The organism is Ruegeria sp. BC2 (assembly GCF_056539245.1).
In genome coordinates, this window is record NZ_JBQFUQ010000001.1 from 1,044,492 (window position 1) to 1,058,553 (window position 14,062).

General features: G+C 60.7%; 16 protein-coding genes and 1 other RNA gene. 5 read left to right on the forward strand and 12 right to left on the reverse strand.

The features are described from left to right. Window positions 1–42 precede the first annotated feature (42 nt). From ACR0CU_RS05090 to ACR0CU_RS05100, 3 genes are all read left to right on the forward strand, one after another. Entirely contained in the window at window positions 43–1,317 is a 1,275-nt protein-coding gene (locus tag ACR0CU_RS05090) for a hypothetical protein (RefSeq protein WP_170445789.1), read from the forward strand. After that, on the forward strand, window positions 1,314–2,663 hold the full coding sequence (locus ACR0CU_RS05095) for a cytochrome P450 (RefSeq protein WP_170445792.1): 1,350 nt from the start codon (window positions 1,314–1,316) through the stop codon (window positions 2,661–2,663). The genes ACR0CU_RS05090 and ACR0CU_RS05095 overlap by 4 nt, the downstream gene beginning before the upstream one ends. A gap of 72 nt (window positions 2,664–2,735) precedes the next feature. Beyond that, entirely contained in the window at window positions 2,736–3,617 is an 882-nt protein-coding gene (locus tag ACR0CU_RS05100; protein ID WP_170445796.1) for a fructose bisphosphate aldolase, read from the forward strand. 2 nt (window positions 3,618–3,619) lie between these two features. On the opposite strand, the gene ACR0CU_RS05105 is transcribed toward ACR0CU_RS05100, so the two are convergent. Genes ACR0CU_RS05105 through fumC form a run of 4 tightly spaced genes read right to left on the reverse strand, consistent with a single transcriptional unit; the run spans window position 3,620 to window position 6,071 of the window. Next, on the reverse strand, window positions 3,620–4,222 hold the full coding sequence (locus tag ACR0CU_RS05105; protein WP_170445800.1) for a DNA-3-methyladenine glycosylase I: 603 nt from the start codon (window positions 4,220–4,222) through the stop codon (window positions 3,620–3,622). A gap of 51 nt (window positions 4,223–4,273) precedes the next feature. Beyond that, on the reverse strand, window positions 4,274–4,504 hold the full coding sequence (locus tag ACR0CU_RS05110) for a ribbon-helix-helix domain-containing protein (protein ID WP_170445803.1): 231 nt from the start codon (window positions 4,502–4,504) through the stop codon (window positions 4,274–4,276). Then, a complete protein-coding gene (locus ACR0CU_RS05115) occupies window positions 4,501–4,677 on the reverse strand; it encodes a DUF4169 family protein (protein WP_170445806.1) in 177 nt (58 codons plus the stop codon). Before ACR0CU_RS05115 ends, ACR0CU_RS05110 begins: the two co-directional genes overlap by 4 nt. Next, entirely contained in the window at window positions 4,677–6,071 is a 1,395-nt protein-coding gene (gene fumC, locus ACR0CU_RS05120; protein ID WP_170445809.1) for a class II fumarate hydratase, read from the reverse strand. Before fumC ends, ACR0CU_RS05115 begins: the two co-directional genes overlap by 1 nt. Before the next feature lie 244 nt (window positions 6,072–6,315). Between fumC and ACR0CU_RS05125 the strand changes: the two genes are divergently transcribed. Next, window positions 6,316–6,843, forward strand: a complete 528-nt coding sequence (locus ACR0CU_RS05125; protein WP_170371935.1) for a hypothetical protein — start codon at window positions 6,316–6,318, stop codon at window positions 6,841–6,843. A gap of 40 nt (window positions 6,844–6,883) precedes the next feature. Here the strand turns inward: ACR0CU_RS05125 and ACR0CU_RS05130 are convergent, their stop codons facing one another. The 8 genes from ACR0CU_RS05130 to ACR0CU_RS05165 form a co-directional block, all read right to left on the reverse strand. Then, window positions 6,884–7,348 carry an SspB family protein gene (locus ACR0CU_RS05130; protein ID WP_170403236.1) on the reverse strand — a complete coding sequence of 155 codons (465 nt, stop codon included), beginning with the start codon at window positions 7,346–7,348 and terminating at the stop codon, window positions 6,884–6,886. Between the two features lie 76 nt (window positions 7,349–7,424). Then, window positions 7,425–8,678 carry a chromate efflux transporter gene (gene chrA / locus ACR0CU_RS05135; protein ID WP_480642972.1) on the reverse strand — a complete coding sequence of 418 codons (1,254 nt, stop codon included), beginning with the start codon at window positions 8,676–8,678 and terminating at the stop codon, window positions 7,425–7,427. A 236-nt stretch (window positions 8,679–8,914) separates the two neighbouring features. After that, a complete protein-coding gene (locus tag ACR0CU_RS05140) occupies window positions 8,915–9,346 on the reverse strand; it encodes an ester cyclase (protein WP_093961996.1) in 432 nt (143 codons plus the stop codon). A 101-nt stretch (window positions 9,347–9,447) separates the two neighbouring features. Continuing rightward, window positions 9,448–9,795, reverse strand: a transfer-messenger RNA (tmRNA) gene (gene ssrA / locus ACR0CU_RS05145). A 35-nt stretch (window positions 9,796–9,830) separates the two neighbouring features. Then, window positions 9,831–10,193 carry a DUF4345 family protein gene (locus tag ACR0CU_RS05150; protein WP_170523835.1) on the reverse strand — a complete coding sequence of 121 codons (363 nt, stop codon included), beginning with the start codon at window positions 10,191–10,193 and terminating at the stop codon, window positions 9,831–9,833. 64 nt (window positions 10,194–10,257) lie between these two features. Next, a complete protein-coding gene (locus tag ACR0CU_RS05155; RefSeq protein WP_170339290.1) occupies window positions 10,258–10,908 on the reverse strand; it encodes a hypothetical protein in 651 nt (216 codons plus the stop codon). A gap of 13 nt (window positions 10,909–10,921) precedes the next feature. Continuing rightward, window positions 10,922–12,322, reverse strand: coding sequence for a selenium-binding protein SBP56-related protein (locus ACR0CU_RS05160; protein ID WP_170339288.1), 1,401 nt, complete (start codon window positions 12,320–12,322; stop codon window positions 10,922–10,924). 127 nt (window positions 12,323–12,449) lie between these two features. Continuing rightward, window positions 12,450–13,181 (reverse strand): FadR/GntR family transcriptional regulator, encoded by a 732-nt coding sequence (locus ACR0CU_RS05165; RefSeq protein ID WP_170418965.1) that lies wholly within the window; start codon window positions 13,179–13,181, stop codon window positions 12,450–12,452. Window positions 13,182–13,266: 85 nt separating this feature from the next. On the opposite strand from ACR0CU_RS05165, the gene ACR0CU_RS05170 reads away from it, so the two are divergent. Continuing rightward, window positions 13,267–14,058, forward strand: coding sequence for a DUF2182 domain-containing protein (locus ACR0CU_RS05170; RefSeq protein ID WP_170523832.1), 792 nt, complete (start codon window positions 13,267–13,269; stop codon window positions 14,056–14,058). Window positions 14,059–14,062 lie beyond the last annotated feature (4 nt).

The following is a 14,062-nucleotide window of genomic DNA, read 5'->3' on the forward strand; positions in this document are numbered from 1 at the left end:
GCCACATCGCTGCGCTAACCTGCCCGCAACAAGGGCAAAGGCATGAGCAGTCAGGTTCCGCAATCTGGGGTACAACGACGCCGGGTGTTCTATATCCCCGGCTATGATCCGATCCATCCCCGCCGCTATCGCGAACTCTATCGGAAAGAGGGGCGCGCGCAGTCAGCGATTTCCGGGTATCGGTTGGAGGTCTCGGCCAAGACGGGCGATGGCCCCTATGGCTGGCACGTCTGGTCTGAGCAGGACGGGGCCGAAGTGCAAACGGACGTCGAGGTTCTGGTCTGGTCCGACATCGTGCGCGACAGTATGGACAGCTCGATCCCGGCGACCTACTGGCAATTGCTGCGCACGGCGTGGATCTACATCTCGACCGGCACGCTGTGGCGGCTGATGCGCCTGCGCAAAGGGCCGGTGATCGCCGCACTCTATCCAGTGGCGATGTTGCTGGGGCAATTGGCGCTGGCGGGATTGGTCTTCTACGGTGTGGCAATGTTGTCCGCGTCCGCGATGCATTGGTTGGTTGAAGCTGTAGAAGGACCCGCGCTGTTCGGTCCCTATTTTGCGCCGCGGATGTATTTCTGCCTGGCGCTTGGCGTGTTGGCGGGTTGGTGGGTCTTGCGCTGGTTCCGCAAGATCGACAACCGCCTGTTCGCCTATTACCTGATGCACGACTATGCCTATTCTGCGCGGCTGCGGGGGGAAACACCGCCCGAGTTGCAGGCACGGTTGGACGCGTTCCGCGCCTTGGTCGCGGCGGCGCTGCGGTCGCCCGTCGATGAGGTTCTGGTGGTAGGCCACAGTTCCGGCGCGCATCTTGGCGTCTCGGTTCTGGCCGACCTGCTGCGGCGGGGCGAGGTGCCGCCGGATGGCCCGGTCCTGTCGTTCCTGACATTGGGGCAGGTGGTGCCGATGGTGTCATTCCTGCCGCGGGCCGACCGGTTGCGGGCCGACCTGCAGTTGCTGTCGCAGACCGGGCGGTTGACATGGGTCGACGTCTCGGCTCCCGGGGATGGCTGCGCCTTTGCCCTATGTGATCCGGTGGCGGTCAGTGGCGTTGCCGGGCCGGGCAAACGCTGGCCTCTGGTCCTGTCGGCCGCTTTCACGCAAACCCTGTCGCCTGAACGCTGGGCCGCGCTGCGCTGGCGGTTCTTCCGTCTGCATTTCCAGTATCTTTGCGCGTTCGACCGGCCTAGCGACTATGACTATTTCCGCATCACGGCCGGGCCGCTGACACTGGGCGCAAGGTTCGCAGGGCGGGCGCCGTCGAAATCGCGGATCGAGCGGGCAGTGTCCAAATACCGAACGGTGCGCGCATGACCCCGCCCAAACCGCCCGCCAGACCGGACAAGGTATCGCTGTGGCAATACCTGCGCCTGTTCCGGCGCGACATCCTGTCGGCCCAGCCGCAACGCCTGTACCGCGCCTGGATGGCCGAGTTTCGCACCCCGTTCTTCCGGTCCTACCTGATCAACCAGCCTGAGCTGATCGACCGGGTTCTGAAACACCGTCCTCAGGATTTCCCGAAATCCGGCCGGATCAGCGAAGGCCTGCGGCCCCTGCTAGGCCAATCGGTATTCCTGACCAACGGCGCGACCTGGGAGCGCCAACGCCGCATCATCGATCCGGCCTTCGAGGGCGGGCGGCTGAAACAGACCTTTCCCGCGATGCTGGCCTCGGCCGAGGCTTGCGCCGATCGCCTGCGCGACAGGACGGGCGTGCCGGTCGAGATCGAAGAGGTCACCAGCCATGCCGCCGCCGACGTGATCTTTCGCACCTTGTTCTCGGTGCCTATCGAGCACGAAATCGCCGCACAGGTGTTCGAGAAATTCCGCGCCTATCAGCGGCAGCAACCTTTGCTGAACCTTGCGGCTTTCGTGCCGCTGCCAGGCTGGGTGCCTCGGTTCCACCCGCGCAAGACCCGCCGTGCGGCGGCTGAAATCCGCGCCTTGATCGCCCGCCTGACCCGCGAGCGGGCCGCGCAGATCGCCGCCGGCACCGCGCCCGACGATCTGGCCACCAAGATCATGACCACGCCCGACCCCCTGACCGGGCAATGTTTCAACACCGATGAGATGATCGACCAGGTCGCCATCTTCTTTCTGGCCGGGCACGAGACCAGCGCCTCGGCCCTGGCATGGACGCTGTACCTGATGGCCGCCTATCCTGACTGGCAGGACCGCGTGGCCGAGGAAGCCCGCGCGCAGGATGAAATCAGTTTTGCCAGCATGTCCCGCCTCAAGCTCAGCCGGGATGTGTTCCGCGAGGCGCTGCGCCTCTATCCCCCGGTGCCGATGATGGTGCGCGAGGCCACATGCCCCGAACGTTTCCGCGACCGCGACGTGCCCAAGGGCGCTCAGATCGTGCTCAGCCCGTGGCACCTGCACCGACATGAACGGTTGTGGGAGGACCCCGACAGCTTTGACCCGTCCCGCTGGGCGACCGAAAACGGCAAAGCCTGCCATCGGGCGGCCTTCATCCCGTTTTCGGCCGGGCCGCGCGTCTGTACCGGGGCGGGGTTTGCGATGGTCGAGGGGCCGTTGATCCTGTCGACCCTGCTGCGCCGATACCGGTTCGAACCTGTCGAGGGCCGCTCCCCGGTCCCGGTGGCGCATCTGACGGTCCGGTCCCGCGACGGAATTTGGCTGCGTGTGGTTGAGCGCTAACAAACTATCATCGCCCCGCGCCATGCTGTATGCGGTTGGAAAAGCGGAATCATTACTGAACGGGAAAGTGTTATGTCCAAGGCTGAACAGCGCGAACAGATGATCAACGGTGCGGGTTTTATCGCGGCTTTGGATCAGAGCGGCGGCTCGACGCCCAAGGCGCTGGCGTTGTACGGGGTGCAGCCGTCCAACTATGGCTCGGACGAGGAAATGTTTGCCGAGATCCAGAAGATGCGCGCCCGGATCATCCTGGCCGATGACTTCACCCGCGACAAGGTGATCGGCGCGATCCTGTTCGAACGCACGCTGAGCGAGGAAATCGACGGTCGCAAGGTGGCCGATTACCTGTGGTCGGTCAAAGGCATCGTGCCGTTCCTCAAGATCGACAAGGGGCTGGAGGACACCGCCAACGGCGTGCAGCTGATGAAGCCCATCCCGGGCCTGGCCGAGACGCTGGCCAAGGCCGAAGGTGTGTTCGGCACCAAGGAACGCTCGGTCATCCACGAGGCCAATGCCGAGGGCATTGCCGCCGTGGTGAAACAGCAATTCGACGTGGCCCGCGAGGTGATCGCGGCCGGCATGGTTCCGATCATTGAACCCGAGGTGAACATCAAGTCGGACACCAAGGCCGAAGCGGAAGAGATCCTGAAAGCCGAAATCCTCAAGAACCTCGACGAGTTGGACGAGGGGCAGGACGTCATGCTGAAGCTGACCCTGCCCAGCAAGGCCAACCTGTATGACGAGGCCGCCGATCATCCGCGTGTTCTGCGGGTGGTGGCGCTGTCGGGCGGCTATTCGACCGACGAGGCCTGTGACTTGCTGGCGCAGAACGGCAAGATGATCGCCTCTTTCTCGCGCGCGCTGACCGAGGGGCTGTCGAAACAGCAGTCGGATGCCGAGTTCAACGCGGCCCTTGGCAGCAATATCGACAAGATCTACCGCGCCTCGGTCTGAGGTCAGACCGGTTTGATGAACGAGCGGCGCATCTGCGCCGCTTTTTCGCGCATGGCGCAGCCTGTGGCGTGGTCATTCACCAGCCCCATCGCCTGCATGAAGGCAAACACCGTGGTGGGGCCGACAAATTTCCACCCGCGCTTTTTCAGATCCTTGGACATGGCGACCGACTCGGGCGAAGTCGAGGCCGTCTGCGGCGCAGGAGGGGTCTCGGGCTCGAACCGCCAGACATAGGCCGCCAGCGAGCCGGCTTCGTCCACCAGCTCCTGTGCGCGGCGGGCGTTGTTGATCACCGCCTCGATCTTGCCGCGATGGCGGATGATACCGGGATCTTGCAGCAGGCGCTCGACGTCCGCTTCAGAAAAGACTGCCATCACGTTGAAATCAAAACCGGAAAAGGCTTTGCGGAAATTCTCGCGCTTGGCCAGAATGGTGCGCCAGCTGAGGCCGGATTGGAAGCTTTCAAGGCAGAGCTTCTCAAACAGGCGCTGGTCGTCACCTACTGGATAACCCCATTCATTGTCGTGATAGTCGAAGAATTCCGGCGCGGCCTGACACCAGCCGCAGCGCGGCCGGCCATCCGGTCCGGCAGCGAGTTCGCGCATCGAATGTACCCCTTTTGTTCGCCATCACCCTAGGCGCAGACGGATATCAGATCAAGGGTTGCGATCGGGTGACCGGTACCAGTTCAGAACAAAGACGCGAATGGCCGACGCCAATCCAGTCTCGGGGTCGCGCGCGAAATCAATTTCCGAGGCCAGCACATTGATCGGCAAGCCTTTTGCCTTGGCGATATCTCGGAACGCCTGCCAGAACTCATCCTCGAGTGAAACCGAAGTGCGGTGCCCCTTGAGGGTCAGCGAGCGTTTGACGGGCGGGCCGCTCATTCATCCAGCTCGTGATTGTCCAGATCGCGGCGGGCCCTATCGGCACGGGCCTCGTCCAGCTGCTTTTCCGCCTTGCTGCGCCCGAACGCCGCCGCGTTCCGGTCGGCGCGGGCCTTTTTCTCGGCCCGCGCCTTTTCCTTGCGATACCGGTTCAGATTGACCGGCTTGCCCATCAGTCCTTGGGCCCGATCATCTGCTCGGGGCGCACCACGGCGTCAAAGGTCGCCTCGTCGACGAAGCCCAGCTTGATGGCCTCTTCCTTCAGCGTGGTGCCGTTCTTGTGCGCAGTCTTGGCGACCGTGGTGGCGTTGTCATAGCCGATGGTGGGCGCCAGGGCGGTCACCAGCATCAACGATTCTTTCATCAGCTTGTCGATGCGCGCCTCGTTGGCCTTGGTGCCCAGCAGCATACGCTCGGTAAAGCTGTCCGTCGCGTCGCCCAGCAGCTGAATCGACTGCAGCAGGTTGTAGGCCATCATCGGGTTGTAGACGTTCAGCTCGAAATGGCCCTGGCTGCCGGCGAACTTGATCGCGGCGTCGTTGCCCATCACGTGGGCTGCGACCTGGGTCAGCGCCTCGGCCTGGGTCGGGTTGACCTTGCCCGGCATGATCGACGAGCCGGGTTCGTTCTCCGGCAGGATCAGTTCACCCAGACCCGAACGCGGCCCCGAGCCGAGGAAGCGGATGTCGTTGGCGATCTTGTAGCAGCTGCCCGCAACCGTGGCCAAGGCGCCCGACAGGAACACCATGGCGTCATGAGCGGCCAGCGACTCGAATTTGTTGGGCGCGGTGACGAAGGGCAGGCCGGTGATTTCGGCCATGTTGGCGGCAACGGCCTCGGCCCAGCCTTTCTGGGTGTTCAGCCCGGTGCCGACGGCGGTGCCGCCCTGCGCCAGCTCGTAGATGCCGGGCATGGCGGCATTTACGCGGGCGATACCCTGACGGATCTGATGGGCATAGCCGCTGAACTCCTGGCCCAGGGTCAGCGGAGTCGCGTCCTGCGTGTGGGTGCGACCGATCTTGATGATGTCCTTGAATTCCGCGGACTTCTGCTCGAGCCCGGCGGCGAGCTTCTCCAGCCCCGGCAGCAGCTTGTCACGCACGCTCATCGCGGTGGCGATGTGCATGGCGGTTGGGAAGGTGTCGTTCGACGATTGTCCCATGTTGCAGTGATCGTTCGGGTGTACCGGATCCTTCGAACCGATCACGCCGCCCAGGATCTCGATCGCGCGGTTCGCGATGACCTCGTTGGCGTTCATGTTCGACTGGGTGCCCGATCCGGTCTGCCAGACGACCAGAGGGAAATTGTCGTCGAACTTGCCCTCGATCACCTCGCCGGCGGCCTGGATGATGGCGTCGGCGATGCGTGCGTCCAGCCTGCCCGTGGCCTTGTTCTGCATGGCGCAGGCCTTCTTGACCACGCCCAGCGCGCGCACGATGGCGACGGGCTGCTTCTCCCATCCGATGGGGAAGTTCATGATCGAGCGCTGCGTCTGCGCCCCCCAATACTTGTCGGCAGGAACCTCGAGCGGGCCAAAACTGTCGGATTCGGTGCGGGTCTGAGACATCTGTCACTCCGTCTGGTATGCAGTCGCATGCCGTTTAACCGCAGCTAAGCTATGGTTCAATCGGCCAGTTGCGCGCACCTTAGTCCGAAGGGCAAAAAAGGTATAGCCATGCGGTGTGCGTCACTTTTCTTGGTTGGTCACAGGGACGTACCATTGTGCCCGTTCCCAGCTGAGCTAAGATATAGAAGGCAACCGCGGAGAAAGAACCATGAATCGCTCAGACCGGACCTCATTTTTCGCGCAAATGGCCCGATGGCTGTCGATACTGGCGTTTGGAATTTTGTTGGCGTCTCCGGGATGGGCGCAGGACATTGGTCCCTTTGTCGGCGACTATGTCGGATCTGCCGACGTGGTGGATGCAGACGGATCGTCGACCCCGCGCGACATGAGCGTTTCCATCGCAGAGACCGGCGAGGGGTTCGTGGTCAAGTGGAAGACTACCACCTACAAAGCCGACGGCCGGGTGAAAGAACAAAGCTTTTCGGTCGAGTTCCGACCTTCTGATCGGAACAACATCTATTCCGCAGCCATGAAGCGGAATGTCTTCGGTCATGAGGTTCCGCTGGACCCGATGAAGGGGGAACCCTTTGTCTGGGGGCGGATCGAAGGGGAAACACTGACCGTCTTCTCGCTGTTCATAGACGAGGACGGCGGGTACGAATTGCAGCAATATGACCGGACGCTGGCCGAGGGCGGGCTGAACCTGTCCTTTTCCCGGTTCAGAGATGGACAGAAGTCGCGTTCGGTCGAAACATTCCTGGAAAAACAATAGGCTCCGCCAAAAAAGCGAAGCCTCGTCCAATGGCCGCGAATTACTTGCGGAAGCTGTCCAGAGATACGATATCCGCATCGTGATGCGGCTCGTCGTCGGGTTCGACCTCGATCGACTCGGCCTCGATTTCCACCGGGTCCTCATCTTCTTCGTCCGAGCTTTCGAAGCGCAGCCCGAATTCGACCGACGGATCAACAAATGTCTGGATGGCCGAATAGGGGATATACAGCGGCTCCGGAGCGTCACCGAAATTGAGCGTGATGGCAAATCCGTCCTCGCCAACCTCGAGATTTTCGAACCAGTGCTGCACCACGATCGTCATCTCGTCAGGGTAGCGTTCACGCAGCCAGTCAGCTATTTCGACGCCGGGCTCTCGGGTATCGAACGTGATGAAGAAATGGTGCGCGCCGGGCAATCCGGTTTCGGAAACGCGCTTCAGAACAGTCTTGATCAGCCCGCGCATAGCGGTGTGCATCAAGTTGCCGTAGTCAATGCCTTGCGACATGTGTCATCCTCGAAAGTGGTTATCCCAAGCATAAGGGATTTGATCGGAAACGAAAGAGCGGGTTGCGTCTGATTGTTCAAACCAGATGCAGGATTGCGCCTGCACCTATCATGATGCCCAGCGTCGTTGCCAGACCGGTTTTTCTTATGAAAATCAAGACTCCGGCAAGGCATGTCAATCCAACGGCTGCGATGTCCAAGGTCGAAAAAACCGGAATGGGCAGTGAGATCGGACCAAACTCGACTTTTCCGATGGTTCCAAACAGGACGTGCAGTCCGAACCACACCGACAGGTTGAGAATCACACCGACGACCGCCGCGGTAATTGCGCGCAATGCTTCCGACAGTCTCGGTCTTTGCGCTATGACGTCCAGGTAAGGCGCGGCAACGAATATCCACAGGAAGCACGGAACGAAGGTCGCCCACAGCGCAACGACCCCGGCTGCCAGCGCAAGGGGCATCCCGCCCGCCAATTGCCCGGCGAGCATGGCGACGAATTGTGTGACCAGTATCAATGGGCCGGGGGTGGTTTCTGCCAGTCCCAGCGCATCTATCATCTGATCGGTAGAGATCCATTGATGGTTCTCGACGACCGTCTGGGTCATGTAGGCCAGCACCGCATAGGCCCCGCCGAAAGTGACTACTGCCAATCGTGCAAAGAACCAGCCCAGATCGCTTAGCAACGTCTGGCCGGAAAGGGTCAACAACACCAGCGGAGCCAACCAAAGAAACAGCCAGAGCGCTGCGGTCCGCGCGGGCCGAGCCAAGGCGGTATCGACATTCTGCGAAACTGAAGGCTGCTCTGAAGGCTTGCGTGAAAAGCCCCAGACAGCCGCGGCCAGAATGATCAGGGGGAAAGGTAGATTCAGAGCGAAGATCGCCAGGAACGCCAGTATCGCAAGAATCCCGGGCTCTGCCCCAGATAGAGTTTTGCGAGAAAGATTGAGCACCGCCTGGAGAACGATCACGATAACCGTGGCCTTGATCCCGAGAAATGCAGCCTGGACCAGGGGAAGGTCTCCGTAGGCAGCATACAGGCCGACCAGCACGGATATCACCAGCGCTCCGGGCAGAACGAACAGGCCGCCGGCAATCAGCCCGCCCGGCACCCCCCGCAGCCGCCAACCGGCATAGGTGGCCAGTTGCATGGCTTCGGGGCCGGGCAGCAACATGCACAACGACAGCGCGCGCAGAAAGCTCTGCTCATCCAACCATGGCCGCCGTTCGACCAATTCCTGGTGCATCAATGAGATCTGTGCCGCTGGGCCACCAAATGAGAGGAGGCCGATGCGGCCGAACACCCGGACCTGTTCTGACAGTGAGGGGTTCACTACAGGGGATCCGCCCTGCATGCGCCGGTTTCGGCGGTCCTCGGGCGGCTCCATCCGATATTCGGAGCATAGGTGCCGATCCAACCACCAGCGATCATTGGAAATTGCGCAGCCATGGCATGTGCCCCTTTGGATTTGGAGACATGCGAACCCGGGCTGCCGCCGGGCAGGGCGTTCACATGCTGACCCCGTGTGCTCTTGCTACTCGGGGTCAGCACGCGCGGTCAAGAACCGGTTCAGGCCCAGTCCAGCCGTTGCCCTGTCATGCAAACGGGCAAGGTATCCTGCGGGAACTGGCCGAGCTGTTCGAACAGGGAAACGAAGTCGAACTGGTTGTAGGCTTCGACCATCTTGTCACCTTTGAAGCGCGCCATAACTTGGCCTGTGACCTCCAAGGGCGCGCCGTTGTCCGCCCGCGAGGTCCGCACATGCAAAACAGCTGACGCCCAATCGCCATTTTCGATAATTTTGGGCAAATCCACCTGAATTTCGCCCAGAACGTGCCGAAAGGCCATGACCAGGTCGCGAAAGTCGTCCGCGCCGACCTGCATTTCGGGTATCAGCCCCTCGGCCATCGTTTCCGGGGCAAAATACTGGTCGATCGCGTCAATATTGCCTTTTTCCCAAACCTCGGAATACCAGGCCCTGAGTATCTCTGAATGAGTCATCCCAACTCTCCTGTCTGTCTTCCGCTACTTTGAATGACAGGAGTGAACAGTTTCTGAATGGCGGCCAAATTCGGTGCAAAAACTCAGACAAAATCTTGGGAAATGCAGGTTTCTGTTGCCAGGTACCTGCGAACCCCGCCTTACGCGGCTAGGCGCAAGGACTTAAGTTTCGGTCTGGTTACTGCTTACGCAGCAACGGCAACCGGAGCACGATTGTCATTTGCAATTGTACTGTTTTCGCCGGTAACGGTGGCAGACAGCCGAGACAAAGCTAACCCCTTTAGACGTTCGTCGATCCTATTTCGGCCCCATGATCCCCAAATGAAGGATGTATGGTGGAGCCGCCGGGTACCGCCCCCGGGTCCGATCCGCTTATTACGAGCGCGTTTATGTCCATAGTCCCGAAGGACAGGATTTATATAGGTGAGGATATTTGCGGATGCAAACCCTCAAAGCGCGGGATCATGGCGATTTTTCCAACCTTTCACGCGGGCTTGAAGAGGTTGGCTGCGATCAGCCAAATTGCCAGCACCAGCTCGATTCCGCCGAAGGTCAACGCCTTGGCCAAGGGGGGATTGTCCAGCAAAACGGACACGAACCGACCCAGCGCCGCGCCCGCATAGACAACGCCCAACATCGCGTAGGCCATCGGGTGGTTCAGCCACAATACAGCGATGCCGGTCACGACGAACAACCCGCCGACCGAGGCCCGCATTTCACTGAGGCCCATCGTGCTGTTGGTGGGCGCAAGGTCCAGCGAGGCCGCCGTCCAGGCCGGAGCCAGAAAGCCGAACAGGCCAAAGCCGATGGTCAGAAGGGCTGCGATGATGTTGAGTGTTCCGGTCATGGGGGCCTCGCGTTTCAAATGCCTGTCCGTCGAACCTAATCTGTTTCGGGGCAGGGGGAAGACCTCAGATTGCGGCCCACAGGCCGAGCACACCCACAAGGATCAGGCTGAGCGCCCAGACCATTTCCAGGTTGAACCAGCTGCGAGACAGAAACTGCAGGCCCAGCCAGCGATAGACCGCGAAGGCCAGCGCACCGCCGCCCAGCATCATAGCGCCCGTATGGACCGCGGCCACAGCCAGGACCAGCAGGCCATTGGTGCCCATGATCTCTGACACGGCTCTGTGGCCGGTATCCAGCTCGTCCAGCCCGCACAGGCCCAGATAGATCGGGACCAGCATCAGCGCCGCACCATGCGCCAACGCCACCAGAAACGACCACAGCGCCAGCCGACTGGGCGGTACGCGCGCCAGAAACCGTGGGTGGCGCCGGGTGATCGCGATGTAGAGGCCCATAGCGATCACGATCAGGGCCGCTCCGATCCGGATTTCGCGCTGATAGTCTACAAGGATGGTCATCAGCGCAAAGGGCAGCAAAACACCCAGCATCGCCACAAAATGCCCGCCCGCCAGCGCTGCCAACGCGCGCCAGAGAGCGGATTGGCGTTGCTCCATCAATGCCGCCGACACGGCCAACGGCCAGCCCATACCGGGGTTCAACCCGTGATAGGCACCGCTCAGAACAACGGCCAGCCAGAGGCCGGCCGTCGATGTCATCAAGACGTCCAATTCAGACCGAAGGGTAGCAGAAACTGTCGGTGGAGCAGTCTCCTCCCTCAAGCCGGATCTGGTGGCTGCGATACCCTTTCGGAAAATCCACCCAGAAATCCTTGTCCAGTGTCAGGCCGCCTTTTTCGCCTACATCCGCCTTGACCATCGCAGCGCCGCGATCGCCGGGATAGAATTGGTCATCCCACGTGGAATAAAGCGAATTGGTCCAGTAGACGCGTTTGCCGTCACGGCTGATCTCGACCATCTGCGGGCCATAACCAAAGTCCTTGCCGTTGGGATGCTTGGTTTTCTTGACGATTCCGCCGATCTCGACCTTGCCGGCCAGCTTGGGCTTCATCGGGTCCGAAACATCGTATTGGTGCATTTCACCGGTGCCCCAACACGCGACGTACAGGTATTTGTCGTCCAGACTCAGGTCGATGTCGGTGACCAGAGGAGGCACCGCCGAGAACCCTTTGAGCAGATCGGGAAGATCATCCGGATCAGCGGGTTGCGGGTCGATCATGATGGTCTTTTTGGCCTCGAAACTGCCATCCTTGTTGCGCCACCAGGTAAAGATCGCACCCTGAAGGTTGGTGGTGTCGACCACCACGCCGCAGAACCCGTATTGCTTGACCGGGTCATGCGCCGGCCGGATTTCCAGCGCCATCTGGTGGTTCTCGCCCAAGTCGATGGTCTGGATGTTGGTGCGGTCGCGCAGGTTCCAGAAATGGATCCGGTGGCCATATTTGTTCGACAGAAGATCTTCGGCCACGATCCCGTTTTCGAATTGCGGGGGCAGACCCCATTCGGAACTGACCATGTAGTCCCGCGGCAGGTTCCACCAGAAATCATAGTGCTTGTCCTGCACGCCGCGCTCGATCTCGTAACGCCCGATGATGTCGAAGGTCTCGCAATCCATGATGAAGATGCCCGGAGGTCCATCGGTGCCATCCGGTCCGCCACCGCCCAAGGTGCTGACATAGATACCTTCGGGTCCGCAATGGATCGTGTGGGGGCGGGAATACCCCGTCTTTGCAAAGACTTCTTCGGGCTCGATGATCTTGTGGATTTTGGCCTTCAGCGGCTCTTTCACGTCAATCACGTAGATCCGGCTGGAACGGATACCGGGGATGATCAGGTACCGGCGCTCAAGAAAAGCGTGGCCGGTCAGCGGAGACAGGGCCGAGGAGCAGGCGTTCCATCCGAAATGGTGAAACTCGTCGCCCTTGTTGGGCATCATCACCTTGTGAACGATCTTTCCGTAATCGCCCGAAGTTGGGTCGACATTCACAACCGCCAAGCCATCGGGCTGCGAAAAATCGGGGCTGAGCATCAGCGTGAAGGCCAAGGTTTCGGGCGGGGCCTCCATGGCCATCTTGGCGGATGGATAGAATGTTGGATCCGGTCTTTTGTTCATAACGTCCTCCCGTAAGTCATTGAAAATCAATTTTATTGAGAGTGCCGGTCTTCCCGCCGGATGATGGTCTGCCTGCTCGAGTGTCCTTTCCGTTGATGTGATGCGTCAAGAAGAATTCAGAGTGTCTTCAGGCCGGTTTCCGCCGACGTTCGGCCACATCATGGGCCAGGCGGCGTGTGTAGGTTTCCAGCTCGACCAGAGCGGCGTCGACTGTTTCGGCGTCCTGCGCCTCCAGCGCGTCGGCGATCTTGCTGTGAAGGCGGATGATCTCTTCACGCGAGCGGGCGGTGAAGGTGATCATGTTCATCAGGGGCTGCATCGCCTCGACCGCGCCGGCCAGCTGATAGGACAGGACAGGGTTGCCCGCACCATCGACCAGCGCCCGGTGAAAGGCCACGTCCGAGGCGCAGAAGGCCTCATCCGTCAAACCGGGTTGCGCCTGACGGAAGATTTCCGCGCGCATGGTGGCCAATTGATCGGCGGTGCGCCGCTGGGCCGACAGGGGCGCGCAAGCCCGTTCCAACGCATAGCGGGCCTCGCAAGCGGTGTCGAAGCTGACCTCGTTCATCGAAAGCAGCAGCGTCGAAGTCGTGATCTGCTGAGAATAGGCGTCCGGGAAACTCAGCCGGTTGACGAAAGCACCCCCCGTCGCGCCGCGCTGGGTGCGGATCAACGATTGCGCCGCCAGCCGTTTCAGCGCCTCGCGCACGGTGGGGCGTGAGACCTGGAACTGGTCCGCCAGTTCGGATTCAGAGGGCAGGCGCTCGTCCACGATCAGCTCTCCTGATACGATGGCATCGCGGATGGCTTGGGCGATCTGTGCGGACAAGTCGGTGCTTTTCTGAGGATCGATTTTCATCTTCTGCAGGCCGCCGTGAAAAATTTATTTGTCTGACATTTAAAAGTCTGACATTTGAAAAGCAAGCACCGAGTCGGGAGGGAACATGAGTCGGGCACTTCTTCGCAGCGGTTTGTGGCTGGGCTTTTTCGTCCTGATCCTGTGGGCTTGGTGGGTGATGTACACCATGAGCCGCGACATGGGCGTCGATTGGATTGGCCGACCCGGGCCAATGGCAGATGCGATGCGTGCGATGGATCCCCGTATGGACATGTACATGCCGATGGCCGAGTTCGGCCCGCTGTTCGTGATGTGGGCGATCATGATGGCCGCGATGATGCTTCCGACTTTGGTTCCAACACTGAGAAGCTATGAGGATTTGATCCAGAGCGCCAATGGAACAAGGCTTGGGTGGGTCGGCGTTCTGTTGGGTTACTTCGTGGTTTGGGCCGGGTTCGCCGCGTTGATCACAGGTGTTCAGCTGGCTTTGTTGTTCGGGGGCGTGATCGACATGCTGGGCATTGCCAAGTCTCCGCTTTTTGCCGCCGGTCTTCTGATTGCCGTCGGTGCCTTTCAATTCACGCGCGCCAAGGAGGTGTGCCACGGGGTGTGTCATGCACCCATGACCTATTTCCTTGGACACTGGCGCACCGGCTTCTCTGGCGGTCTGCGCATGGGGCTGGGGCTGGGCGCCTTTTGTGTCGGCTGCTGCTGGGGGTTCATGGCGCTTGGCTTTGTCGGAGGCGTGATGAGCCTGCTGTGGATGGGTTTGGCGACCCTGTTCATGGTGTTGGAGAAATTGCCCCAGATCGGTCATGTTCTGACTCGGCCGCTGGGTTTCGCTTTGATTGCAGGTGGCCTTGGGCTGCTGATCTACCCAATTGCATACGGAGGATAAGCCG